This window comes from Microbacterium sp. JAI119, assembly GCF_013410135.1.
In the GTDB taxonomy this organism is placed as follows: Bacteria; Actinomycetota; Actinomycetes; order Actinomycetales; family Microbacteriaceae; genus Microbacterium; species Microbacterium oxydans.
Genome location: NZ_JACCCK010000002.1, coordinates 388,400 through 409,812, shown reverse-complemented (window position 1 = coordinate 409,812; position 21,413 = coordinate 388,400). Strand labels below are relative to the sequence as shown.

31 protein-coding genes, 1 tRNA gene and 1 pseudogene are annotated in these 21,413 nt (G+C 66.3%); 22 read left to right on the top strand and 11 right to left on the bottom strand.

Features of this window, described 5'->3' with window-relative positions; translation table 11 throughout:
- Positions 1-6 precede the first annotated feature (6 nt).
- The 6 genes from HDC31_RS12840 to HDC31_RS12815 all read left to right on the top strand — a co-directional run bounded on the left by HDC31_RS12840 (position 7) and on the right by HDC31_RS12815 (position 2,578).
- Positions 7-147 (top strand): hypothetical protein, encoded by a 141-nt coding sequence (locus HDC31_RS12840; RefSeq protein WP_179516172.1) that lies wholly within the window; start codon positions 7-9, stop codon positions 145-147.
- Between the two features lie 110 nt (positions 148-257).
- The gene (locus HDC31_RS12835; RefSeq protein ID WP_113680877.1) at positions 258-1,040 is read left to right on the top strand and encodes a hypothetical protein; all 783 of its coding nucleotides are present in this window, start codon (positions 258-260) and stop codon (positions 1,038-1,040) included.
- Positions 1,037-1,492, top strand: a complete 456-nt coding sequence (locus HDC31_RS12830) for a hypothetical protein (RefSeq protein WP_147251250.1) — start codon at positions 1,037-1,039, stop codon at positions 1,490-1,492. The genes HDC31_RS12835 and HDC31_RS12830 overlap by 4 nt, the downstream gene beginning before the upstream one ends.
- On the top strand, positions 1,492-1,875 hold the full coding sequence (locus HDC31_RS12825) for a hypothetical protein (protein ID WP_113680875.1): 384 nt from the start codon (positions 1,492-1,494) through the stop codon (positions 1,873-1,875). Before HDC31_RS12830 ends, HDC31_RS12825 begins: the two co-directional genes overlap by 1 nt.
- Positions 1,872-2,216, top strand: coding sequence for a hypothetical protein (locus HDC31_RS12820; RefSeq protein ID WP_113680874.1), 345 nt, complete (start codon positions 1,872-1,874; stop codon positions 2,214-2,216). Before HDC31_RS12825 ends, HDC31_RS12820 begins: the two co-directional genes overlap by 4 nt.
- Positions 2,217-2,218: 2 nt before the next feature.
- Entirely contained in the window at positions 2,219-2,578 is a 360-nt protein-coding gene (locus tag HDC31_RS12815) for a hypothetical protein (RefSeq protein WP_218867776.1), read from the top strand.
- A 302-nt stretch (positions 2,579-2,880) separates the two neighbouring features.
- On the opposite strand, the gene HDC31_RS12810 is transcribed toward HDC31_RS12815, so the two are convergent.
- Entirely contained in the window at positions 2,881-3,039 is a 159-nt protein-coding gene (locus HDC31_RS12810) for a hypothetical protein (protein WP_179516171.1), read from the bottom strand.
- Positions 3,029-3,172, bottom strand: a complete 144-nt coding sequence (locus tag HDC31_RS12805) for a hypothetical protein (RefSeq protein ID WP_179516170.1) — start codon at positions 3,170-3,172, stop codon at positions 3,029-3,031. The genes HDC31_RS12810 and HDC31_RS12805 overlap by 11 nt, the downstream gene beginning before the upstream one ends.
- A 72-nt stretch (positions 3,173-3,244) precedes the next feature.
- Here HDC31_RS12805 and HDC31_RS20585 point away from each other — a divergent pair, with 72 nt between their 5' ends.
- Entirely contained in the window at positions 3,245-3,472 is a 228-nt protein-coding gene (locus HDC31_RS20585) for a DUF3263 domain-containing protein (RefSeq protein ID WP_113680873.1), read from the top strand.
- Here the strand turns inward: HDC31_RS20585 and HDC31_RS12795 are convergent.
- Positions 3,420-4,664: a site-specific integrase gene (locus HDC31_RS12795; RefSeq protein WP_147251249.1), complete on the bottom strand. Its 1,245-nt coding sequence runs from the start codon at positions 4,662-4,664 to the stop codon at positions 3,420-3,422. The genes HDC31_RS20585 and HDC31_RS12795 overlap by 53 nt on opposite strands.
- Before the next feature lie 150 nt (positions 4,665-4,814).
- Here HDC31_RS12795 and HDC31_RS12790 point away from each other — a divergent pair.
- Positions 4,815-4,887 (top strand) — tRNA-Met (locus HDC31_RS12790).
- 61 nt (positions 4,888-4,948) lie between these two features.
- Here the strand turns inward: HDC31_RS12790 and HDC31_RS12785 are convergent.
- Positions 4,949-5,665: an META domain-containing protein gene (locus HDC31_RS12785; protein WP_141370376.1), complete on the bottom strand. Its 717-nt coding sequence runs from the start codon at positions 5,663-5,665 to the stop codon at positions 4,949-4,951.
- Between the two features lie 151 nt (positions 5,666-5,816).
- Positions 5,817-6,080 (bottom strand): hypothetical protein, encoded by a 264-nt coding sequence (locus HDC31_RS12780; protein WP_179516102.1) that lies wholly within the window; start codon positions 6,078-6,080, stop codon positions 5,817-5,819.
- Between HDC31_RS12780 and HDC31_RS20580 the strand changes: the two are divergent.
- Positions 5,998-6,360, top strand: a pseudogene (locus HDC31_RS20580) (zinc-binding dehydrogenase); the annotation flags it as partial. The gene HDC31_RS12780 and the pseudogene HDC31_RS20580 sit on opposite strands and share 83 nt — an antisense overlap.
- A gap of 159 nt (positions 6,361-6,519) precedes the next feature.
- On the opposite strand, the gene HDC31_RS12770 reads toward HDC31_RS20580, so the two are convergent.
- From HDC31_RS12770 to HDC31_RS12755, 4 genes are all read right to left on the bottom strand, one after another.
- On the bottom strand, positions 6,520-7,374 hold the full coding sequence (locus HDC31_RS12770) for a CPBP family intramembrane glutamic endopeptidase (RefSeq protein ID WP_113680869.1): 855 nt from the start codon (positions 7,372-7,374) through the stop codon (positions 6,520-6,522).
- A gap of 76 nt (positions 7,375-7,450) precedes the next feature.
- On the bottom strand, positions 7,451-7,759 hold the full coding sequence (locus tag HDC31_RS12765) for a hypothetical protein (RefSeq protein WP_113680868.1): 309 nt from the start codon (positions 7,757-7,759) through the stop codon (positions 7,451-7,453).
- Positions 7,760-7,883: 124 nt separating this feature from the next.
- Positions 7,884-9,554 carry an MDR family MFS transporter gene (locus HDC31_RS12760; protein WP_113680867.1) on the bottom strand — a complete coding sequence of 557 codons (1,671 nt, stop codon included), beginning with the start codon at positions 9,552-9,554 and terminating at the stop codon, positions 7,884-7,886.
- Positions 9,555-10,166: a TetR/AcrR family transcriptional regulator gene (locus tag HDC31_RS12755; RefSeq protein WP_113680866.1), complete on the bottom strand. Its 612-nt coding sequence runs from the start codon at positions 10,164-10,166 to the stop codon at positions 9,555-9,557. It lies immediately after the preceding gene.
- Between the two features lie 175 nt (positions 10,167-10,341).
- Here HDC31_RS12755 and HDC31_RS12750 point away from each other — a divergent pair, with 175 nt between their 5' ends.
- From HDC31_RS12750 to HDC31_RS12730, 5 genes are all read left to right on the top strand, one after another.
- On the top strand, positions 10,342-10,785 hold the full coding sequence (locus HDC31_RS12750) for an Asp23/Gls24 family envelope stress response protein (RefSeq protein WP_082682755.1): 444 nt from the start codon (positions 10,342-10,344) through the stop codon (positions 10,783-10,785).
- A gap of 58 nt (positions 10,786-10,843) precedes the next feature.
- The gene (locus HDC31_RS12745; RefSeq protein ID WP_045263668.1) at positions 10,844-11,017 is read left to right on the top strand and encodes a CsbD family protein; all 174 of its coding nucleotides are present in this window, start codon (positions 10,844-10,846) and stop codon (positions 11,015-11,017) included.
- A 123-nt stretch (positions 11,018-11,140) separates the two neighbouring features.
- On the top strand, positions 11,141-11,707 hold the full coding sequence (locus HDC31_RS12740) for an RNA polymerase sigma factor (protein WP_061017754.1): 567 nt from the start codon (positions 11,141-11,143) through the stop codon (positions 11,705-11,707).
- A complete protein-coding gene (locus HDC31_RS12735) occupies positions 11,704-12,309 on the top strand; it encodes an Asp23/Gls24 family envelope stress response protein (protein WP_046747443.1) in 606 nt (201 codons plus the stop codon). Before HDC31_RS12740 ends, HDC31_RS12735 begins: the two co-directional genes overlap by 4 nt.
- Positions 12,306-12,704 carry a hypothetical protein gene (locus tag HDC31_RS12730; RefSeq protein WP_258546340.1) on the top strand — a complete coding sequence of 133 codons (399 nt, stop codon included), beginning with the start codon at positions 12,306-12,308 and terminating at the stop codon, positions 12,702-12,704. Before HDC31_RS12735 ends, HDC31_RS12730 begins: the two co-directional genes overlap by 4 nt.
- A 62-nt stretch (positions 12,705-12,766) precedes the next feature.
- Here the strand turns inward: HDC31_RS12730 and HDC31_RS12725 are convergent, their stop codons facing one another.
- On the bottom strand, positions 12,767-13,615 hold the full coding sequence (locus HDC31_RS12725; RefSeq protein WP_179516169.1) for an SDR family oxidoreductase: 849 nt from the start codon (positions 13,613-13,615) through the stop codon (positions 12,767-12,769).
- Positions 13,616-13,708: 93 nt separating this feature from the next.
- Between HDC31_RS12725 and HDC31_RS12720 the strand changes: the two genes are divergently transcribed.
- The 8 genes from HDC31_RS12720 (at position 13,709) to glmM (ending at position 20,356) form a co-directional block, all read left to right on the top strand.
- Positions 13,709-14,074: a helix-turn-helix domain-containing protein gene (locus HDC31_RS12720; protein WP_045263673.1), complete on the top strand. Its 366-nt coding sequence runs from the start codon at positions 13,709-13,711 to the stop codon at positions 14,072-14,074.
- Between the two features lie 99 nt (positions 14,075-14,173).
- Positions 14,174-15,715: an APC family permease gene (locus tag HDC31_RS12715; RefSeq protein ID WP_046747360.1), complete on the top strand. Its 1,542-nt coding sequence runs from the start codon at positions 14,174-14,176 to the stop codon at positions 15,713-15,715.
- Positions 15,716-15,717: 2 nt separating this feature from the next.
- Entirely contained in the window at positions 15,718-16,185 is a 468-nt protein-coding gene (rraA, locus tag HDC31_RS12710) for a ribonuclease E activity regulator RraA (RefSeq protein WP_046747361.1), read from the top strand.
- Between the two features lie 44 nt (positions 16,186-16,229).
- A complete protein-coding gene (truA, locus tag HDC31_RS12705) occupies positions 16,230-17,072 on the top strand; it encodes a tRNA pseudouridine(38-40) synthase TruA (RefSeq protein WP_046747362.1) in 843 nt (280 codons plus the stop codon).
- Between the two features lie 101 nt (positions 17,073-17,173).
- Entirely contained in the window at positions 17,174-17,842 is a 669-nt protein-coding gene (locus tag HDC31_RS12700; RefSeq protein WP_058632688.1) for an endonuclease/exonuclease/phosphatase family protein, read from the top strand.
- Between the two features lie 182 nt (positions 17,843-18,024).
- The gene (gene rplM / locus HDC31_RS12695; RefSeq protein WP_046747364.1) at positions 18,025-18,471 is read left to right on the top strand and encodes a 50S ribosomal protein L13; all 447 of its coding nucleotides are present in this window, start codon (positions 18,025-18,027) and stop codon (positions 18,469-18,471) included.
- A 26-nt stretch (positions 18,472-18,497) separates the two neighbouring features.
- Positions 18,498-18,983, top strand: coding sequence for a 30S ribosomal protein S9 (rpsI, locus tag HDC31_RS12690; protein WP_045263679.1), 486 nt, complete (start codon positions 18,498-18,500; stop codon positions 18,981-18,983).
- A 14-nt stretch (positions 18,984-18,997) separates the two neighbouring features.
- Entirely contained in the window at positions 18,998-20,356 is a 1,359-nt protein-coding gene (gene glmM, locus HDC31_RS12685; protein ID WP_058632689.1) for a phosphoglucosamine mutase, read from the top strand.
- A 31-nt stretch (positions 20,357-20,387) separates the two neighbouring features.
- Here the strand turns inward: glmM and HDC31_RS20515 are convergent, their stop codons facing one another.
- Entirely contained in the window at positions 20,388-21,257 is an 870-nt protein-coding gene (locus HDC31_RS20515; RefSeq protein ID WP_147251404.1) for a helix-turn-helix domain-containing protein, read from the bottom strand.
- Between the last annotated feature and the right edge of the window lie 156 nt (positions 21,258-21,413).

Sequence of the window (21,413 nt, the reverse complement as noted above, 5' to 3'; positions counted from 1 at the left end):
TCGTCTGTGACCAAGACGCCCGTGACGAACTTCCGCATCCCGCCCGACATCAAGGCCGCGGCTCAAGCGAAAGCGGAAGCAGAGGGCAAGACCCTCTCCCGAGTCGTCGTCGATCTCCTACGCGAGTACGCGCGGGAGAAGAAGTAGCTACCCGCCCGCGGAGACAGAAGAGACCCAGTGTTCATCACCGGGTCTCTTCTTCGTTTCCACCCCGCGGGTGTCAACAACGTCACGAGATAGAACATCTAGGAGTCGACATGGGCGGCACATTGAGCAAGACGGACATCGGTCACGGACGTGGGTGGCTCGAGACCGAAGCGGCGAAGAGTCAGGCGCGGATCGATCGAGCTCTCGGGCATCCGCAGCAGATCACCGAGGCCGGTCGATCGTGGGAGCAACAGAACGCGCACTGGCTCACATTCCTGAGGTACGGGAAGCCGATCGCGCTGCACCCGGACACCCCGAGCGTGCACCAGAAGGGGCGTGCGAAGGACACCGACGAGCGCAACGTCGCCCTGATGAACGAGCACGGGTGGTTTCAGACCGTCTACCGCACGGTCAACGGTCGCCGAACGCTCGTCGAACCGTGGCACTTCGAGTACTTCCCGGAGCGCGACAAGCACCGCAACGACCCGGCACCCGCTGGCGGCAAGACGACCGCAGCGGCCATCACGACCCTGGAGGAACCCGCCATGCGCACCATCCGCTGGAACGGCAAGCACGTCTTCACCTTCGGTGAGGAGAAGGTCTCCCACCAGGATGTCCCTGTGGACGCGATCAACGCCGCGATCATCCACAACCCCGATCAGAAGTACCTCGAGCTCGACGACGCGGGACTGACGACCGCTCTGAAGACCTTCGGGGTGCCGTGGTCGGCGCTCGACGCGTGCATGCGTGGTCTCGCCTACGACATCTCGGGAGCTGTCGGGGGCCGGTACTGGTCGCGGGCTGTGGAGCAGAAGATCGACACATCCCAGCTCGCTCAGACCATCGCTGGCCTACAGAAGACTGCCGCCTCCGTGCCGGCCGTCGAGGGATGATGCGGAGGGTATGGCTCGCGTCGATCTGGCACCCCGACGCGATTCCACCAGATGAGTGGAAGTACCGGTCACTGAAGCGCGTCTGGTTGCCGGTGTACGACCTGATCGCGATCGGTGCGGGGATCTGGGCGGCGCTCTTCGGCTCTCCCGTGTTGCACGAGCTCTTCGATGAACCGGTGATCGACACCATGGGGACGCTGCTCGCGATCGTTGCCACGACCTGCTTGCTGGGCGTCGCATTTCCGCGCTTGTGGCGGTGGGAGATCTGCGGCAAAGCGCTGTTGGTAGCGCTTCTCGCTGCTTACGCCGCTGCCGTGGTGCTGTTCCGGGCCAATCCCGCCGCGTCTGCCGGTTTCGTCGCGTTCATCATTGTCCTCGCTCTGCCGCTCCCGATCTTCCGGCTCACCCTGCTCGGTGAGGAGATCAAGGAACGGCGAGAGGAGGGCGCCTGATGGACCCGCAAACGATCATCACCATCATCGGCGCTGGCGTGGGCGGGATGGGCGTTGTCCTCACCTTCCTCGCCACGCGTGGCAAGACCAAGACTGATGCGAAGACCGCGCTCGATGCGCGAATCGATAAGCGGGTGAGTGAGCAGCTCGAGGGTGCATGGACAGAGATCACGGCTCTCAAGACGGATGTCGCGACGCTCACCGAGAAGGACCGTCTCAAGTCGTCCGCATTCGCTCGCATCCTGCGCGCTATCGCTCGCCAGTGGCCGACAGACCACGGTCCCGACCTTGATCCGTCCGACATCGCGCTGATCGAAGACACCATTCCTCCCACATGGCTGCGCAAGCACCACCCCCGTCCCGAAGGAGATCCCACATCATGACTGACCCCATCATCCCCGCTGCGACGAAGCTCGCCGCGAAGCGCGGATTCATCCGCACCGCTACCCAGTCGCTCGCATCGGTGATCCCGATCGCAGCGATCGCGATCCCCACGACTGGTGACGCGCTTCTCGGCATCGGCCTCGCCGCGGCTGGCGCGGTCGCCACGGCGGTTCTCGCTGGTGCCGCGTCCGCGCTCTCGATCGTGTCGAACGGGATCCCGAAGGACTACGCCGACGTGACGCTGGTGCGCCAGGCCGTGCTGGACGCGCCCGAAGCTGAGGCCTCCGTCGAGATGGCCGTCCAGCGGGTCACGCTCCGCCGCGACCGGAAGCGAGGTTGATCATGGCGTTCACGAACGACTCGAAGGAAGCGGCGGCACTCGCCGTCACCGCGCGCGGAAACTGGATCAGCCTCCACACGGCTGACCCGGGCGTCACGGGCGCATCGGAGGCCACCGGGGGCACTCCCGCGTACGCGCGGAAGCAGACCGCATGGGCTGGCGGTGCGGTCGACGGCGTGGTGTCCGGCTCCAGCGTGGCCGTGGATGTCGCCAGCGGTAACTACTCGCATGGGGGCATTTGGACGGCTGCTACCGGCGGCACGTTCGTTGGCGGCTTCGCGCTCTCGTCCCCGACCGGGCCGCTTCCCAGTCAGACAGTGGTGAACGTGGTTCCCACGGTCAACGTCACCTCGGTCGGCTGATCGATCTTTCTGGGCATCGGAGGTAGTCATGGCTGATGCCGCAGTGCTGGGAACCGCGTACACCCGTGTGAATGACTCTCTGAGTCCCGCGGTGAGCATCGCTGACGTGCCGGTGGGGGCATGGGTGATCGTGTCACTCATGTCCGCATCGTCCACGGCGACGTTCACCGCACCTGCCGGGTGGGAGGTGCTGAAGGCAGCCATGGGATCAGAAGCAAGACGGTCCATCGCGACTTCCACGGCAATCAAGCGACCCAGGTTGATGCCCATGCGCATAGCACGAGCGGCGTCCGCAGATACGCTCATAGTAAATCCTTGTACTCGTTGCGGTAGTTCTCGAACGCCCGCCGCACGATGTCGGACGCTGACTCGCCATTGATCTTGGCTAGGTGCAGTACGTCACGTTTCAGGTCACCGTCGATCCTGAACGACATGTGAGGCGTCTTCGGCTTATTCGCCACGAGATGATTCGAAGCTGGCAATCGCGTCGGCTATTCCTTTGGATGCCTCGTGGGCAGCTTCGCCGATCTCGATTGCGGCACACCGGAAGTAGTCATCCATGGCTTGCTGCTGCTGAGCGTTGAGACTTGACATGCATCCATCGTACCGGGTGTATATACACCGCGCAACCATTCAACGTCAGAGGTTCACGGCAAACTCCACCCCATGACGCCCACCGACCTACTCGCCTTCGAGGCCCAACACCCGCGCCACACCCCCACCAAGACATCACGCATCCGCCACGAGCTCGGAATCACAGAGGTCAGGTACTACGTGCTCCTTGCCAGAGCTGCACAATCCGTCGAGGGGATCGCTGCCGACCCCACGACAGCGCGCATGGTCAGGCAGCGGGCGGAGCGTCGAGCTGACGATCGGGCGAAGCGGGCGGCGTGAACAACGCGGAGAACTGGGCGTACGCCGCGGTGAGCCTGTCCCGGTTCTGCGCTGACTGATAGCCGCGAGTCGTGGCGCGTGTGGAGTGCCCCACGATGGTCATGATGATGTCCTCTGGAATTCCCGCCGCGTAGAGCAGATCGACAGTCGTGTGGCGAACGTCGTGAAGGCGTACGTTCTTCTCCAGGCCAGCCTCAGCCAGAGCGGTTCGCCAGTCGCGTGATGCCTGGTCAGGGCCGATCGGGCGTCCGTTCTTCGTGAACATGAGCCCCCATTCGTTCTCTGGGGTCTCGTTCATGTGGCGTTCCAGGATGGTCTTGAGCGGATCCATCAAGGGGATGACGCGCCACGACTTCGAGGACTTGGGGCGCGTGAGGTAGAGCCCACCGGTGAGGTGCCGGTACTCATAGTCGACCGGCACGTCTGGGCGCCCATCGGTGTCCGAGAGTGGCAAGCGCAATAGCTGCCAGGACAGATCGAGGACGTCGGTGATCCGGTCCCGCTCGAGCCCAAGCACTTCCCCGCGCCGAGCGCCGGTAAGGAGGGCGGTGGCCCACAATGCGCCTTGCGGGCGGTACGCCGGCTGGTCGTCGAGCGCGTACTTCATGAACGCCAGAGCCTCGGCCAACGTGAGCGCCTCGAGTGTGGAGCGCGCCTTTCGTGGAGGCGCGGTCAGTGCGGCCGGATTCCGTCCGATCCGGCCTTCCCGGACGGCCATCTTTAGAGAGACGGACATCGTGCGGTGGGCAAGGAGAGCGGTGGTTGACGACAGCCCCTTCAAGATGATGGAGTCGTGGACGCGGCGAATGTGCGTCGCTGTCAGCTTGTCGAGCTTCACCTTCCCGATTGCCGGGATGATGTGGTTCTGAACCGTGCGACGGTATCCGTCCAACGTGTTGGGGCGGATCTCTTTGGCAACCTGCTTGAGCCAGTAGAGGAACCACTGCTCCACGGTCTGGTTCTTGGTGGGCAGGTCGCCGAGGCGTTCTAGCTCAGCCTTCGCTTCATTCATCGCTTGGAGAAGATCGGCCTTGTTCTTGCGCCGGATCTTCTTGCGACGCCGCTCGCCGTTGAGCGACGGGAGTTCGATCACTCCGGTCCAGAGCCCTCGACTGTCTTTGAAGATCGAGCCTTCGCCTTTGCCTCGCATGGTTGCCCTTTCGTGGTGATTGAGTTCCGCGTGCTCGGGCAACACCCGAGGGTCTTCTTCTCTTGCTTACGACGTACGTCACAGCTGTTCCCTTCCGGCCAAGGTCGGTGTACCCGGTGGTGTACCCATCGGTAACGGCGGCTAGCGGTTGCTGACTGCCGTTAAAGCCACCATATACGTAGATTTCGCCGGAAAGCAAGTCGAAATCGACAGATTCCACACGACTCATAATCGTGAGGTCGCGGGTTCAAGCCCCGCTCCTGCTACAGATGAAAACCCCCGGATTCCCGGGGGTTTCGTCGTTCACGGGGGCAGCGCGTCGAAGCTCAGTCGCGGGACTGGCGCGCCGGTTGGAGCCCACCGATCGGCGAATCAGCCTCGCCGTTGACGTACATGTAGCCGTCGATGATGTCCGCGGATCGCCCTCGGCCGAGCCATGCGTCGATGCCGTCGCAGGCGTTCTCCGTCTGGGGGAGGAGCGTCTCCAGCTCGATCCTTCCCGCCGAATCCTGCGACCAGCGGCCGCTCAGATCGTTGCACCCGTCGCTGCCCGTGACGGTCCCGTCGGGACTGAACGACAAGAACGTCGCTCCGTCGACGCTCGCCTCCCAGCCCCCGACGGGGTCGGGGAGTGGCGGAGTCGTCTCGGCGGGAACCTCACCGTTCGCGATCCTGTCGTTGCGCGCGTACATGGGGGCGAGCCCGGCTTGGAAGACGGCGCTGGTGGTGATGGCCGACACCAGCACGAGGACCACGCCGAGCAGGGGAGCCCAGTAGGCGGGCTTTCTCCGATGCCGGAGCGTGAACGCGGCCACGATCGCCGCGATGACCGAGGCAGCGACCGCCCACGGGAAGACGGCGCGGGCGCCGAAAGCGACTGCCAGGTCGCAATCGCCTTCGCAGCCGACGGCGCTGAACGACTCGAGGATCTGCGCGACGTACGCCGCGACGACGAGCAACGGAACGAGCAACCAGAGGGCGACGGCGAGTGCGGAGCGGTGCGCACGGTCGCGATGGGCAGGTTCCGGATCCTCGACGGTCATGTCCCTGAGGGTATGGCGGAGTGCCGAGACGGACCGCAGGCGCGACGCGTGTCGTCGGCGCGGTGATGGCACGTCTCGGCTACGACGCGGCAGAGGTCGTGGTCGCCGTCGGCGAGGAGTCGACCCGCTTCGCCGTGGGGGATCGCGTGTTCTACGCCGGGCAGATCGATCGCTCGGGCACGAACGCGCGGTTCCACCTGGTGGACGAGAGCATCGTCGGCCATGCTCCTCGCACGCTGTCGGTCGCCGAGGCGGCCGCACTGCCGCTGATGGTCATCACCGCGTGGGAGAGCCTGTTCGACCGCCTGGCGCTCACCCGCGAAAGCACGGGAGTGCTCCTGGTGATCGGCGCGGCAGGAGGCGTCGGCGCGCTGATCATCCAGCTCGCGAAGGCCCTCACGCGTCTCGAGGTCATCGCCGTGGCCTCGCGCCCGGAGACGGCGGAGTGGGTGCGTCAGATGGGGGCCGACCACGTCGTTGGCCGTGACTTCGCCGGCGAGGTGTCGGCGCTCGCCCCCGCCGGCGTCGACTACGTGTTCACCTCGTTCACTCCCGGCAACGTCAGGGCGATCGCCGACGTGATCCGTCCGCGCGGACGGGTCGTCTCCATCGACGAGACCGGGGGCAGCATCGACGCGCTCAAGGCGAAGAGCGTGACCTGGCACTGGGAGCTCATGTTCACGAGGCCCGTCACCGATCCCTCCGACCACTACCAGCACGACCTCCTGGAGAGCGTCGCGAACCTGGTGGATTCCGCTGGACGCCGCGACGATGCGTCGGGCCCACGAGATCGTGGAGGCCTCCCGGACGATCGGCAAGGTCTTCGTCACCGACTGGCCAGAGGCGGAACGCCCCTAGCGCTGCGGTGCGTCGAAGGCCGGACCCACGTCTCCCGCCGTAGCGTCTGCGACGCCGACACGTCCGCGGATGAAGAACAGCAGCACGAGACCGACCACGATCACGGCGGGGTTTCCGAGCCCAGCCAGCGTCGAGACCGGACCCTCGACCGGATAGGCCGTGTGGAGGAAGATACTCGGATCGGTGCTGGCGTGCAGCAGGATAGGCGCGATGAGAGTGCCGGTGACCCGCATGGCGAGGTACATGCAGATTCCGAAAGCGAAGGTGTAGACCACCTGGAACGCGGTGGCGAACAGTGATTGACCGCTGAGCAGGTTCCCGGAATGGAGTCCGGCGAACACCGCGGCCGAGATCACGGCGACGACGATCTCGCGGTATCCGGCCTTGCGCAGCATGTTCACGACGAGACCGCGAGTGAGCACCTCTTCGGCGAAACCGATGAAGACGCCGGCGAGCAGCCAGGTCGCGACCACCTGGAACCCGGCCTCGCCGTAGTCGATGCTGAGCAGGTGCAGGACGTTGAACAGCAGCACGATCACGATCGCGATCCACATCCAGCCGCGGCCCGTGATCGGCTGCCGTCTGAAGAGTTCGCCGAGCCAGCTGACCGACGCGGCGAAGCCGACCAGGAGCAGACAGCCGACGAGAACGGGAAGTGCGTAGAAGACCAGGATGCCGGTGGGGCCCGTCGGGTCGTCGATCTGTGCCGCGAGCGGAGTGAAGGCGAGCGACAGTCCGTTGTAGAGCACGAAGTAGACGGCCGCGAGAAGGAGTGCGCGCCACCAGCCGCCCTTCTCCCAGAATCTCTTCCAAGGGGTGCCGGTCGCGGCGGCGGGGGCGGGTGCGGTCATGAGAGCTCCAGGGCTCGGGGGGACGGTTCTCCCGATCAGTGTGGCGCAGCCGTAGGCGCCGCGTCCATCCGCCTGGTCATCGCGGGCGCGTCCCGCGCCCTGCTCTCCCCGTCGGCGGAGGTAGACGAGGGATCGGGATCGGGCGGGTGGCGCGCGAGGTGTCGTGGAAGCGCTGGACAGCGGTGAGCACGTCGTTCACGGACGAGTAGCGCAGGGCGAGGGGGAGGTCACGCAGCCAGAGCACTTCGACCTCTGTCGGCGCATCCTCATAGACGCGGCACACGACCCGCCGGTGATCTACGTCCGGGTATTGCAGATCGACGATGGCCCAATCCGTGGCGCTGACCTGCTCGAGAGCGAACCGTGGGTCTGGTACGCGATCCATCATTCTCCTGACTGTCCCCACGATGAAGCATGCCCGCAGGTGAGCCGGGGCGGGAGCCCCTTGACAGACGGCGGCCCCTGCTCCAGAGGGGGCAGGGGCCGCCGTGTTCACCGAGCTGGCGTGTTCATCGAGATGGCGGTGTCGAGTCAGACTCCTCCGGTGCGCCAGACGACGCGACTGCAGCTCCCGACCATTCGACGCCTCGTTGCTCGGCCTCCAGACGCTCCGCTTCCTCTCCGCTGATGGCCTCGCCCCTGGCCACGAGCCCCGCGGTGTCCGACAGCGGGATCTGCTTCAGGAACAGCGAGAGCAGCAGCGCGAGGGCGATGAACGGCACGAGATACCAGAAGACCGGGGCGAGGGCATCCGCATACGCGGTGACGATGCCGTCGCGCACCTCGTCCGGCAGGGAGTTGAGCGTGGAAGGGTCGATCGTCGATGCGGCCTCTGAGGCGGCATCGGGGTCTTCGCCGGCGCCGGCGAAGACCCCGAGCAGGTTCTCGGTGAGGCGAGTGGTGAAGATGGTGCCGAAGACCGCGGTGCCGAGAGACGCGCCGACCTCCCGGAAGTAGTTGTTCGTGCTGGTCGCGGTGCCGATCTCACCCGCCGGAACCGCGTTCTGCACGACCAGCACCACGACCTGCATGATGAGGCCGAGCCCCGCTCCGAACACGAACAGGAACACGCAGATCAGCCAGATGGGAGTCGACGCCGAGAGTGTGGTCATCGCGACCATGGCCATACCGGTGATGATCGTGCCGAGGATCGGATAGATCTTGTACCTGCCGGTCTTCGAGATCGCGATCCCGGAGAAGATCGACGTGCCCATGAGGCCGACCATCATGGGGATCATCAGCAGACCGGATTCCGCCGCAGAGGTGCCGGAGGACATCTGCAGGAACGTCGGCACGAATCCGATCGCCGCGAACATGCCGATTCCGAGCACCAGTCCGATCGCGGTGGCGTTCACGAAGATCGGGTTGCGGAACAGGCTCAGCGGGATGATCGGGTCCTGCACGCGCGATTCGGTGATCACGAACGCCGTCGCCGCGACGATCAGCCCGGCACCCCATGCCCAGGTCGCGAGCGAGTCCCATCCGAACTCCTTGTCACCGCCGAAGTCGGTGAAGAAGATGAGGCACGTCGTGGCGATCGAGAGGAAGATGACCCCGAAGATGTCGATCGGCTTCTCGGCCTTCTTGCTCGGGAGCTTGAGGGCGATGAGGGCGATGATGAAGGCCGCGATCCCCACCGGGATGTTGATGTAGAACGCCCACTGCCAGGTCAGGTGATCCACGAAGTAGCCGCCGAGGAGAGGGCCGGCTACGGCCGAGAGGCCGAAGACCGCCCCGAGGGGACCCATGTACTTGCCACGCTCGTTGGCGGGCACGATGTCGGCGATGATCGCCTGGGACAGGATCATCAGGCCGCCGCCGCCGAGACCCTGCAGGGCGCGGAACACGACGAACATCCAGAAGTCCGTGGCGAACGCGCAGCCGACGGATGCCAGCGTGAACAGTGCGATCGCGACGAGGAACAGGTTGCGCCGGCCCAGCACGTCGCCGAACTTGCCGTAGATGGGCATCACGATCGTGGTGGCGAGCAGGTAGGCGGTGGTGATCCACACCTGGTGGTCGACGCCGCCGAGCTGTCCGACGATCGTCGGCATGGCGGTGGACACGATGGTCTGGTCGAGGCTGGAGAGCAGCATTCCCGCGATGAGAGCGCTGAAGATGATCCAGATGCGGCGCTTCGTGAGCAGGAACGGCGCATCCTTCGTGGCGGTGGCGGACATTCAACGGGCTTTCTGTGACGGTGCGTAGAGCGAGCGGGCGAGGTCGAGGCGTCGCCCGATGAGATCGGCGAACGGCTCGGGGGACTGGTGGTGCAGGAGCTGGTCCATGCTCATGCGCACGAGCGCGCCGACGGTGTGCACGACCACCTCGGCGCGGAGTTCGGCATCATCGCCGCCCTCGGTGCGACGGAGGATCAGGGTCTGGTCACGGCGCTCGTTCTTGGCGAGCTGTTCGAAGGCCGCCTTCAGCAGCCGCGGCTCCTGCTCGATCACGGCGAACATCGCCGGCGCATCATCGACCGGGTTGAAGAGCTCGAAGCGACGGATCGTCAGCTGGATGAAGTCGTCGAGGAGGTCTCCGCGCTGCGTGGCGAACTCCTCCTCGAGAGCTTCCTGGCGGGAATCGATCGTCGCGAAGCCGAAGACCGCGTTCTCCTTGCTCTCGAAGTAGTTGAAGAACGTGCGCCGCGAGACTCCGACCTCGGCGCACAGCTCCTCGACCGTGAATCCGGCGAACCCCTTCTCTGTGGTCAACCGGCGTGCGGCATCGGTGAGGGCTCGGGAGGTCTCCCGCTTGCGCTGTTCCCGCAAGGATTCTGCACTGTCGCTCATAGAGTGCAATATTGCACTTGGAAGCTTGGAGTGCACTGTGAAGTGCTCGTATCCGTTGTCGGCGACTTTCTTCGGATCGATTTGTGACATCCGCTGCTCGCGATCCGTCCTAGTCATAGCGTCGCCGACCGCGACCGGCGCCCCTACGGGCAGAACACGGATGAAGGAGCTCATGATGGCGAACACGACTCCGGGCACGCAGCCCGAGATCCACGTCGAAGCACCGCTGCAGGGGGCTGCAGTGGGCACGACGACGATCGAGGATGCGGTGGTCGCGAAGATCGCCGGCATCGCCGCGCGGGATGTCGACGGGGTTCATGCGCTCGGCGGGGGCGCTGCGCGCATGGTGGGAGCCATCCGGGATGCCTTCAACACGACCGACCTCTCGCAGGGCGTGTCCGTCGCGGTCGGCGAGGCGCAGATCACCGTCGACATCACGATCGTCGCCGAGTATCCGGTCGCCCTGCAGAAGGTCGCCGACGAGGTCAGGGCGGCGATCCATCGAGACCTCGTCGAGCTGGCAGGGGCGGACCTCGTCGAGGTCAACGTCACGATCGACGATGTGCACGTCCCCTCGGACGACGTCGAGGGCGAGACCGCTGTGGCAGCGAGCGAGTAGTCGCCACATCCAAGACACGGCTCCGAGACCCGGGGCCGTAACGAGAAAGGGAGAAGAAATGAGCGCTGAAGACAAGATCAAGGCCACAGCCGAGAAGGTCGCCGGAAAGGCCAAGGAGACCGTGGGCAAGGTCATCAACGATGACAAGCTCGTCGCCGAGGGCAAGGCCGAGCAGGCCAAGGGCAACGTGCGCGACGCGGCGGAGGACGTGAAGGACGCGTTCAAGAAGTAGGCGGGACCGGGGGAGAGGCCGCACCGCCTCTCCCCGATCCCTCACAGGCGGGTGAGACATGATCCGATCCGATGGGGCATCTGTTCCGAATTCCTTCGGGGATCGGATCGAGGGGTGGGGTAGATGGAGAAGGAACGCTTTCGGACAGCGCTCGAGGATGCGGACGACGGCATCGTCGCCGGACGGGCGATGGATGGGGACGTCGAGGCGTTCGCCGTCTTGGTACGCAGGTATACGCCGATGATGCGTGCCTATACGCAGCGGATGCTGAACGCCTCCGCCGACGTCGATGACATCGTGCAGGAGTCCTTCGTGGTCGCGTGGCAGCGGTTCGGCGAGCTCGAGGATCCGGCGAAGGTCAAGAGCTGGCTGATGCGGATCGTCAGCCGGAAGGCGGTCGACCGCATCCGTGCGATCCGCCCGGCCGTCGACATCGACTCGATCGACCGACCGGCACCTCTTCATGCGGCACCGTCCGCGGTCGTCGAGGCTCGCGCCGGTGTCGCAGCCCTCGGTGCTGCTCTGCGGGAGCTGCCCGACGCCCAACGCGAGTGCTGGGTGCTTCGCGAGATCGGCGGCTACACCTATGAGGAGATCTCGGAGCAGTTGGACATCCCGATCTCCACGGCGCGCGGCCTACTGGCCCGCGCCAGAAAATACATGATCGTACGGATGGAGGAGTGGCGATGACCGACGACAGAGACGCGCCTGAAATCCGCAGACTCGGACTCGAGCCCACCGACCTCGACGGGCACACCCTGGACGAGCTCACCGACTACCTCGACGCCGGAAGACGCCCGGCCGACCGTTCCATCGACGAGTCGCCCGGGTGTCAGCTGGCCTTGGATGCGCTTGAGCGTCTGCGAGGGCTCGGCGCGGAGCTGCTCGCTGCGGAAGCCGCAGCCGAACCCGAGGTCGATGACAGCTGGGTCGACCGCATCCTGAGCGGCATCGCGATGGATGCGCGGGCCGGACGCCGCATCCCCTTCGAATCGCCCGATCCGAAGGCGGATCTCGCCATCACCGAGGGAGCCGTTCGCGGTCTCGTGCGCTCCTCGGAAGACGCCGTTCCCGGTCTCCTCATCGGCCGGTGCCGGCTGGAGGGCGATGTGACCCGGCCAGGCGCCCCGATCCGCGTCGGGATCGATGCGAGCGCGCTGCATGGACAGCCGATCCCGAAGGTCGCGGACGAACTTCGAGCCGAAGTGGATCGTCGCCTTCGCGCGCACACCGAACTGAACGTGGTCGCGATCGACATCGCGATCCGAGACATCAGAGAGGTGTCGTCGTGAGCGGCGGAGACGTGAGTGGGGGAGACGTGATGCAGGCGGAGGAGCGCGAGGAACTCGCTGCGGCGATCGAGGCGACCCTGCGATCGACCCCGGGGGTGCGCAGCGTCTACAGATCGGGATCTGTGATCTCTCAGCTGTTGCGACTCGGCGCTGAGGCCATCGGCGCGCGAAAGGACGATGAGCCCATGGTCTCGGTGATCGTCACCGACGGCGGGGTGGTGGTCGAGGCCACACTCGGGGTCGAGTCCACGGCGAGATCGGGCGACATCCTCCACGCCGGGCACGGGGCCGTCGACGCGCTGCTCGACGCCCGAGGCCTGCGGCACGAGAGCATCACCCTCACGGTCGCGCATGTGCAGCCGGCCGAACGCCCTCAGGTGCCTGCGACCTCCTGAGGCACGGAACCACCGAGTGCCGCCGTCCGGGGGGACGGCGGCACTCGGTCTTGCGGGGCCGATCAGGCGGAGGCGGCGCGGAGTCCCTCGACGAGCGGGGTCGTGGGGCGCCCGATGAGGCGAGCGAGCGTGCCGTCGGTATCGGCGAGCGCGCCGTCCTTGATGCCGGCGTCGAGGGCGGCGACGAATCCGGCCGTCCCCTCGTCGAGCCCGGCCTCGCGGAGCGCGGCGACCTGGTCGTCGTGGTCGAGCGCGACGAACGCGACTTCGCGTCCCGTGACCTCGGCGATGGCAGCAGCGAGATCGGTGTAGTTCCAGGCGACATCGCCGCCGAGCTCGTAGACCTCGCCGACGTGTCCGTCCTCGAGCGCGACGACGGCTGCGGCCTCGGCGAAGTCCTTGCGGCTCGCGGAAGCCACCCGCCCTTCTCCCGTGCCGGCGGCGAGCACACCCGTCTCCGCGGCGCGGGCGAGGTCCGCGACATAGTTCTCGGTGTACCAGTTGTTGCGCAGGATCACGGCGGGCAACCCGGCCGCGGCGATGAGCTCTTCCGTCGCCTTGTGTTCGGGGGCCAGGATCAGGTCGCTCGTCGTGGCCTTCGGAGCGCTCGTGTAGACGAACTTGGAGACGCCGGCCGCCTTCGCGGCATCGATGACCGCCCGGTGCTGCGGGACCCGCTGGCCGACCTCGGAGCCGGATACCAGGATGACCGTGTCGACGCCTTCGAGTGCGGACGCGATCGATGCGGGGTCGGTGTAGTCGAGGTGCGCGACGCGAACGCCGAGGTTTGCGGCCTTCGCGGTGTCGCGGGCTCCTGCCACGATCGACTGCGGGTCGGTGCCGCGCTCGAGCAGGCTGGCGATGATGAGGCGGCCGAGGTTGCCGGTCGCACCGGTGACGAGGATGGTCATGAGGGTCCTTTCGTAAGTGACACCCACGACAACCCGCGATCGGGTGTTCGGCATTCCGATCTGACGGTACCCACTTTGAAGTAAGGTACACACATGACGGTTAGTTTCGCGCAGATAAAGGAATCGACTCCGTTCGTGTTCGACCAGAATTGCGGCACGCGTGTCGTCCTCGATCACATCATGAGCAAGTGGGGAGTGCTCGTGCTCTCCTGCCTGTCCGACGGCACCCACCGCTGGGGCGCCCTCCGCAGGGAGGTCGACGGCATCAGCGAGAAGATGCTGGCCTCGACGCTGCGGACGCTCGCCGATGATGGCCTGGTGCACCGGGAATCCCTTCCGACCGTCCCTCCGCACGTGGAGTACAGTCTGACCCCGCTGGGGCGTGACCTGATGGAGCGCATGCTGCCGCTGATGGAGTGGGTGGCTGACCACGCCGACGGCATGCTCGAAAGAGGCTGAATCTGCGGATTCCGTCGTGAGCTCCACTTCTTTGCTTCGGATTCATGCTGTCTGAGAAAGCCGTTGACGCGAGAACCGTTGTGGCTCTACTGTTCTGACATGGCAGCAACGACGCCGATTCATCTGGAACGACCCGACGGCAAGGGTCTGGCCGCCGGCACTCTGGGACTCTGGGGATCGACCGTGATCGGTCTCGCCTCGACAGCACCGGTGTACTCGCTCGTGGCGACGCTCGGCTTCGTGGTGCTCGCGGTGGGGGCGCAGGCTCCGATCGCGTTCATCATCGCCTTCGTCCCGATGCTCCTGATCGCCTTCGCGTACCGCGAGCTCAACAACGCCGTCCCCGACTGCGGCACGACGTTCACCTGGGGAACCAAGGCGTTCGGTCCCTGGGTGGGCTGGATGGGCGGGTGGGGAGTCGCCGTCGCGGGAATGGTCGTGCTGGCCAACCTCGCGCAGATCGCCTCGGTCTACTTCTGGTCCCTGATCGGACAGGATCTGGAGAACAACGACTGGCGCGTCGTCGTCGTCGCCGTGCTCTTCATCGCGGCGATGACCTGGGTCAGCTGGCGCGGCGTCGAGATCGGCGAGCGCATCCAGAACATCCTCCTCGCGATCCAATACCTGGCACTGGCGATCTTCATCGTCGCGGCGCTGTGGCAGTTCTTCGACGGCACGGCTCCGAACGCGACGCCTTTCGACTGGGAGTGGATGAACCCGTTCGCGTTCACCGACTGGTCGGGCTTCACGGAGGCGATCCTTCTGGCGCTGTTCATCTACTGGGGGTGGGACACCTGCCTCGCGCTCAACGAGGAGACCAAGGACCCGAAGCGCATCCCCGGACGCGCCGCGCTGCTGACCACCGTGATCCTGCTGTTCACGTACGTCGCGGTGACCATCGCCGCGATGATGTACGCCGGACTCGGCGAGGACGGCACGGGCCTGGGCAACGAGGCGAACGCCGACGACTTCTTCCTCGCGATCAAGGACGGGTTGCTCGGTCCGTTCGGCTGGGTGCTGGTGGTGTCCGTGATCATCTCGGCCATCTCGTCGACCCAGACCACGATCCTGCCGACCGCCCGGGGAACGCTCGCCATGGGTGTCTACCGCGCCCTGCCCGCCAGGTTCAAGGAGGTGCACCCGACGTACAAGACGCCGTCGTTCTCGACCATCGTCATGGGTGTGGTCGCCTCGGTCTACTACGTCGGGATGACGCTGATCAGCGACAACATCCTGCAGGACTCGATCCTGTCCCTCGGTCTCGCGATCGCTTTCTACTACGCCATCACCGGCTTCGCGTGCGTGTGGTACTTCCGCAAGGACCTCACCTCGTCCGCGCGCGAGTTCTTCTTCAAGGGGCTGTTCCCGCTGCTGGGCGGGCTCATGCTCGCGTGGGCGTTCATCCAGTCGGCCATCGACATGTGGGATGTCGACTACGGATACACGGTCCTGTTCGGTATCGGCGGCACGTTCGTGATCGGCGTCGGCTCGTTGGCATTCGGTCTGGTGCTGATGTTCGTCTGGTACCTCTTCCCGCGCTCGAAGCGCTTCTTCCGTGGCGAGAGCCTGAACCGCGACACCGAGGTGATGGTCCCGGACGAGCCTGCCGTGACCATCCGGTCGATCGACGGAGGCATCTGAGGATGGCGGTCGCGACGGCGGACCTCTACGACGAGCTCGGGGAGGAGATCCAGTCGCTCTCGCTGCAACTGCGCTCCTTCGGCCGGCGGTCGGCGTTCGACGGGCCGATCCGCACCGTGCGCTGCTTCGAGGACAACGCGCTGGTGAAGGCGGTGCTGGCGACTCCCGGTGCGGGCGCGGTCCTGGTCGTCGACGGCGCTGGATCGCTGGAGACGGCACTGATGGGCGACCTGATCGCGGCGTCCGCCGTGGCGAACGACTGGGCCGGGGTCGTGATCAACGGCGCCATCCGCGACAGTGTCGCCATCGATGCCCTCGAGCTGGGGGTCAAGGCCCTGGGGACGAATCCGCGCAAGAGCGCGAAGCTCGGAGCCGGTGAGACCGATGTCGCGCTCGTGATCGAGGGTGTGGTGTTCCGGCCGGGGGCGCATCTCTACAGCGATCGGGACGGAATCCTGGTCGAACGGTGAACGCCGCCTGAAGTCCGGTGGTCTCGGTGTCCTAGGCTTGCTGCGTGCGCATCCGGCTCGACATCGCCTACGACGGCACCCATTTCCGAGGGTGGGCGAAGCAGCCGACTCTGCGCACGGTGCAGGGCACGCTGGAAGCCGCCCTCGCGCGCATCGTGGGCTCGGACGTGCAGTTCGTGGTGGCAGGTCGCACGGATGCCGGCGTGCACGCGAGCGGCCAGGTCGCGCACGTCGACCTCGACGAGAAGCAGTGGTCGCGCATCGAAGCCCGGCAGGGGCGGGCGCCGTCGGAGCCCGCCGAGACCATCGCGGGCCGCATGCGGGGTGTGCTCGGTGCGTACTCGGATGTGACCGTCACGCGGTCGTCGATCGCCCCCGAGGGGTTCGACGCGCGGTTCTCTGCGGTCTGGCGTCGCTATCGCTATCGTCTCGCCGACGGACAGGCCGGGTACGACCCGCTGCGGCGCCACGACACGACCCTCGTCCGCGGCCGCCTCGACGAGCGCGCGATGGATGCCGCGGCGCGGACGCTGATCGGACTGCACGACTTCGCGGCGTACTGCAAGCCTCGGGAAGAGGCGACGACGATCCGCACACTGCTCGACTACCGCTGGGAGCGCGATGCCGACGGCGTGCTCGTCGCGGAGGTCAAGGCCGACGCGTTCTGCCACAGCATGGTGCGCGCACTCGTCGGGGCCTGCGTCGCCGTGGGGGAGGGGCGCCTCGATGTCGACGACCTCGTGGTGCTGCGCGATGCGCTCACCCGCACCAGCGAGTTCAAGGTGCTGGCCGCGCGGGGATTGATCCTCACCGAGGTCGGGTACCCCGCCGACGAGCTGCTGTCGTCGCGAGCGATCCAGACGCGCGCGCGTCGAGACCGCGACTGACGCGCGCCTCGAGCAGGGGGCATGCGGCGCAATACCGCAGACGAGTCACGGTGTGCAACCCGGAGCAGATGCACAGCGGGCCGGAGTAGCGTGGAACGGTCATGAAGGTCATCTCGTACAACCTCCAGAAGCATCGAGCCGCGGGTGAGCTCGTGACTCTGGTGCGCGAGCACGATCCCGACATCCTCTGTCTGCAGGAGTGCGACGTCCCCGCGCTGCCGACGCAGATCGGCGACCTCGTGCTCGCCGACGCCACCCAGGGCAACCGTCTCGGACTCGCACTCTTCTATCGCGCGAGCACGTTCCACCTGCAGGCGATCCGCATGCTCGGACTCAAGAAATCCCTGCACGACCGGATCGCGAAACCCGCACACGAACGCGTTCTCGGTGCGCGATTGCGCGACATCGACGACGGCCAGGACTTCATCGTCGCCTCCTTCCACGCCGCTCCGCTGACCGCGTTGAACTCCCTGCGCCGTCACCAGATCCGCGCCGCGCTCTCCGAGCTCGCCGCGCTCGGAGAGGGCCTGCCCCAGCTGATGGTCGGTGACTACAACTATCCGATCTTCAAGGAGAACCTCGGTCAGGCCGTGCGCGACCACGGTTACGCGCTCTCCCTCAGCGACGACCACACGTACACGCGCTACCGGGTGTTCCGGGGCCATTACGACTTCGCCACGTCGACGGGCTTCGAGATCGAGCGCATCACGACCCTGCCGCAGGGGGCGAGCGATCACCGTCCGATCCTCGTCACGGTCAAGCCCGACTGAGCCGCGGTTTGGGCATACGGCACCGGTGGCGTATGATTTCCCTTTGGTGCCTTTCCCGTCCGCGGAGAAAGCGCATCGTCCGAACGTGAGCCCTCCACTGGCGTGTTCCTCCCTGTCGGGAAGAACCACCCCGGAGTGGGATTCACGAACTTCTCCGTTCGACACAAGAAAGCAGCACTATCGTGACGCGCACTTACACTCCCAAGGCTGGCGAAGTCCAGCGCGATTGGGTCGTCATCGACGCCACCGACGTCGTTCTCGGCCGTCTGGCTTCGCACGCCGCTACGCTCCTGCGTGGCAAGCACAAGCCGACCTTCGCCAACCACATCGACTCGGGTGACTTCGTCATCATCGTGAACGCCGACAAGGTCGCGCTCACCGGTCAGAAGCTCCAGAAGAAGATGGCCTACCGCCACTCGGGTTACCCGGGCGGCCTGAAGTCCGTCACCTACGCCGAGCTCCTCGAGAAGAACCCGGTCCGCGCTGTCGAGAAGGCCATCCGTGGCATGCTCCCCAAGAACAGCATCGGCCGCCAGCAGCTGTCCAAGCTCAAGGTGTACGTCGGTGCCGAGCACCCGCACGCCGCGCAGCAGCCGACGCCGTACACCCTCGACCAGGTCGCCCAGTAAGCGCCGTAAGACTTAAGGACATACTCGTGGCTGACATCCAGGACACCACCGAAACCCCCCAGAACTTCTCGACGTCGACTCCCGAGACCGACGCGGTCGAGGCGGCTCCCCGCCCCGTCCTCAGCGTCCCGGGTGCCGCTGTCGGCCGTCGCAAGCAGGCCATCGCCCGCGTGCGCATCGTCCCCGGCTCGGGCACGATCACGGTCAACGGCCGCACGATCGAGGACTACTTCCCGAACAAGCTGCACCAGCAGCTGATCAACGACCCGTTCACCGTGCTGAACCTCGCCGGTGCATACGACGTCATCGCGCGCATCTCCGGCGGAGGCCCCTCGGGCCAGGCCGGTGCGCTTCGCCTCGGCATCGCCCGCTCGCTGAACGGCATCGACGAGGAGAACAACCGTCCGACCCTGAAGAAGGCCGGCTTCCTCTCGCGCGACGCTCGCGTCAAGGAGCGCAAGAAGGCTGGACTCAAGAAGGCCCGTAAGGCGCCTCAGTACTCGAAGCGTTAAGGTCAACTGCTCCGATGCCGATCTTTGGCACGGACGGTGTGCGAGGACTCGCCAATGGCATCCTCACCGCCGACCTGGCGCTCACCCTGGCCCAGGCGACTGCTGTCGTCCTGGGCCAGGGCCGTACTGCGGAGGCTCGCAAGGCCGAAGGCAAGCGGCTGACCGCAGTCGTGGCCCGCGACCCCAGGGTCTCCGGGCACTTCATCGCGGCGTCCGTCGCTGCCGGTCTCGCCTCCTCGGGAGTGGACGTGCTCGAGGCGGGGGTCATTCCGACACCCGCGCTCGCCTTCCTCGTCGCCGACCGTGACGCCGACTTCGGTGTGATGATCTCCGCATCGCACAACGCCGCTCCCGACAACGGGATCAAGATCTTCGCCCGCGGGGGCCGCAAGCTCCCCGACGAGGTCGAGCGGCGCATCGAAGAGGCCATGTCCGGCGAGAAGTTGCGCCCGACGGGCGCCGGGGTGGGACGCATCGACCGGTTCTCCGACGCGGAGGACCGCTACGTCATGCATCTTCTCGGCTCGCTCCCGAACCGCCTCGACGGTATCCACGTGGTGCTCGACTGCGCCCACGGCGCCGCCTCAGGAGTCTCTCCTGAGACGTTCCGGGATGCGGGCGCCGAGGTCACCGTCATCGGCGCCGACCCTGACGGCTGGAACATCAACGACGGCGTCGGCTCGACCCATCTCGACAATCTCGCCGAGGCCGTCGTGCGCCTCGGCGCCGACATCGGGATCGCCCACGACGGCGACGCCGATCGCTGCCTTGCCGTCGACGCCGAGGGCAACCACATCGACGGCGACCAGATCATGGCCATCCTCGCGGTGTCCATGAAGGAGCGCGGGCACCTCACCGACGACACCCTCGTCGCGACGGTGATGAGCAACCTCGGTCTGCACGTCGCCATGCGCGAGCACGGCATCACGGTACGGCAGACCGCTGTCGGCGACCGCTACGTGCTCGAAGACATGAACGAGGGCGGCTACGCGCTCGGCGGTGAGCAGTCCGGTCACGTGATCATGAGCGAGTTCGCCACCACGGGCGACGGGATCCTCACCGGCCTGCACCTGGTCGCCGAGATGGCGCGGCAGCAGAAGTCGATCGCAGAGCTCGCGTCGGTGATGACGGTCTACCCGCAGGTGCTCATCAACGTGCGCGACGTCGACAAGGACCGTGTGTCCGAGGACGAGGTCGTGCAGCAGGCTGTGCGCGACATCGAGTCGGAGCTCGGCGATTCCGGAAGGGTGCTGCTGCGCAAGTCCGGAACCGAGCCGCTGGTGCGTGTGATGGTGGAAGCCTCCGACGCGGAATCCGTCCATGCCTACGCCGGTCGCCTCGCCGAGGTCGTGCAGGATCGTCTGTCGCTCTGACCTCGCGACCGAACACGGCCGACCGCTGATCTCAGCGGTCGGCCGTTTCGCGTTCCCCACCGTGCCGAGCGGCGTCGCGATGGGTGCGCAATGCGCGGGGCGTGGCACCGTAGTCCTCCTCGATGGCGCGGCGAAGGCTGATCGGAGAGGCGAAACCTGAGCGCTGCGAGATCTGCTCGACGCTCAGATCGTCGTATCGGCTGTCGGTGAGCAGCGACCGCGCCAGGAGCGTGCGTCGGTGTCTGATCTCGCCCGCGACCGTGTTCTCGACCTCGGCGAAGACCAGCTGGAGCTGGCGGAGGGAGGTCTGCACCTCGCGGGCTACCCGCGCGGGGTTCAGCCCCGGATCGCCGCACTGCTGGGCGATCAGGGCGACCGCTCGGTCGCGCAGGGCGGCGTGAGCTGAGCGCGGTCCGGATACGGTGTCCACGCGGTCGAGCAGCACCGCTCCGCTCATCTCCACGATCAGATGCTCCATCGCATATCGTTCGATCGCGGTCGTCTCGTCATCGACGGCCAGCACCTGCTCGATGAACGCCTGCATCGCCCGATCGAGCGGACGTCGCTCCTCGAGGATCCATGTCGAGGAGGGGAGTGCGGCGACGTATGTCCCGAGCGCGGTGCGGGGAACATAGGCGGCGATGATGTGCCACGTGCCGAAACACCGCACGCGCTCCGCGACCCCGGGCGGGGCCACCACGAGCCCGCTCTCGACGGGCATCCACGGACCGTTCTGCTCCTTCGCCGCGAGCCCTGCGGCGTCGACGAAGGCGAAGACCGCGTGGTCGGGGTGAGTCGTGGTGGTGTCGATGGCGAGCTCCGTGGTGCTGCCCTGCAGGGACAACAGGGTCACCGGACCCGACGTCCGCCGCGTCACCAGGAGGGGGACACGTTCATCCACCGCGTGCACGCCATGCGCGCTCAGCTCCGCGGAGTCGATCGTGCTCTCATCTCCAGGACCCACTCAGCACCCCCCGACGCCGATGACCACCGACGGTGTCGACCAGCTGGCCGCCACGCCGAGCGATCACCTCCCGTCCTCCTCCGAGCGGGCGGG

Bases quoted from the DNA above. Each gene is read 5' to 3' on its own strand.
- HDC31_RS12825 (WP_113680875.1), top strand. From the start codon at position 1,492: ATGGACCCGCAAACGATCATCACCATCATCGGCGCTGGCGTGGGCGGG.
- HDC31_RS12830 (WP_147251250.1), top strand. From the start codon at position 1,037: ATGATGCGGAGGGTATGGCTCGCGTCGATCTGGCACCCCGACGCGATT.
- HDC31_RS12755 (WP_113680866.1), bottom strand. From the start codon at position 10,166: ATGAGCGACAGTGCAGAATCCTTGCGGGAACAGCGCAAGCGGGAGACC.
- HDC31_RS12760 (WP_113680867.1), bottom strand. From the start codon at position 9,554: ATGTCCGCCACCGCCACGAAGGATGCGCCGTTCCTGCTCACGAAGCGC.
- HDC31_RS12700 (WP_058632688.1), top strand. From the start codon at position 17,174: ATGAAGGTCATCTCGTACAACCTCCAGAAGCATCGAGCCGCGGGTGAG.
- HDC31_RS12820 (WP_113680874.1), top strand. From the start codon at position 1,872: ATGACTGACCCCATCATCCCCGCTGCGACGAAGCTCGCCGCGAAGCGC.
- HDC31_RS12785 (WP_141370376.1), bottom strand. From the start codon at position 5,665: ATGACCGTCGAGGATCCGGAACCTGCCCATCGCGACCGTGCGCACCGC.
- HDC31_RS12765 (WP_113680868.1), bottom strand. From the start codon at position 7,759: ATGGATCGCGTACCAGACCCACGGTTCGCTCTCGAGCAGGTCAGCGCC.
- glmM (WP_058632689.1), top strand. From the start codon at position 18,998: ATGCCGATCTTTGGCACGGACGGTGTGCGAGGACTCGCCAATGGCATC.
- HDC31_RS12780 (WP_179516102.1), bottom strand. From the start codon at position 6,080: ATGACCTCGAGACGCGTGAGGGCCTTCGCGAGCTGGATGATCAGCGCG.
- HDC31_RS12835 (WP_113680877.1), top strand. From the start codon at position 258: ATGGGCGGCACATTGAGCAAGACGGACATCGGTCACGGACGTGGGTGG.
- HDC31_RS12735 (WP_046747443.1), top strand. From the start codon at position 11,704: ATGACCGACGACAGAGACGCGCCTGAAATCCGCAGACTCGGACTCGAG.
- HDC31_RS12805 (WP_179516170.1), bottom strand. From the start codon at position 3,172: ATGTCAAGTCTCAACGCTCAGCAGCAGCAAGCCATGGATGACTACTTC.
- HDC31_RS12815 (WP_218867776.1), top strand. From the start codon at position 2,219: ATGGCGTTCACGAACGACTCGAAGGAAGCGGCGGCACTCGCCGTCACC.
- rraA (WP_046747361.1), top strand. From the start codon at position 15,718: ATGGCGGTCGCGACGGCGGACCTCTACGACGAGCTCGGGGAGGAGATC.
- HDC31_RS12745 (WP_045263668.1), top strand. From the start codon at position 10,844: ATGAGCGCTGAAGACAAGATCAAGGCCACAGCCGAGAAGGTCGCCGGA.
- HDC31_RS12740 (WP_061017754.1), top strand. From the start codon at position 11,141: ATGGAGAAGGAACGCTTTCGGACAGCGCTCGAGGATGCGGACGACGGC.
- HDC31_RS12770 (WP_113680869.1), bottom strand. From the start codon at position 7,374: ATGACCGCACCCGCCCCCGCCGCCGCGACCGGCACCCCTTGGAAGAGA.
- HDC31_RS12715 (WP_046747360.1), top strand. From the start codon at position 14,174: ATGGCAGCAACGACGCCGATTCATCTGGAACGACCCGACGGCAAGGGT.
- HDC31_RS12720 (WP_045263673.1), top strand. From the start codon at position 13,709: ATGACGGTTAGTTTCGCGCAGATAAAGGAATCGACTCCGTTCGTGTTC.
- HDC31_RS12750 (WP_082682755.1), top strand. From the start codon at position 10,342: ATGGCGAACACGACTCCGGGCACGCAGCCCGAGATCCACGTCGAAGCA.
- HDC31_RS20585 (WP_113680873.1), top strand. From the start codon at position 3,245: ATGACGCCCACCGACCTACTCGCCTTCGAGGCCCAACACCCGCGCCAC.
- HDC31_RS12725 (WP_179516169.1), bottom strand. From the start codon at position 13,615: ATGACCATCCTCGTCACCGGTGCGACCGGCAACCTCGGCCGCCTCATC.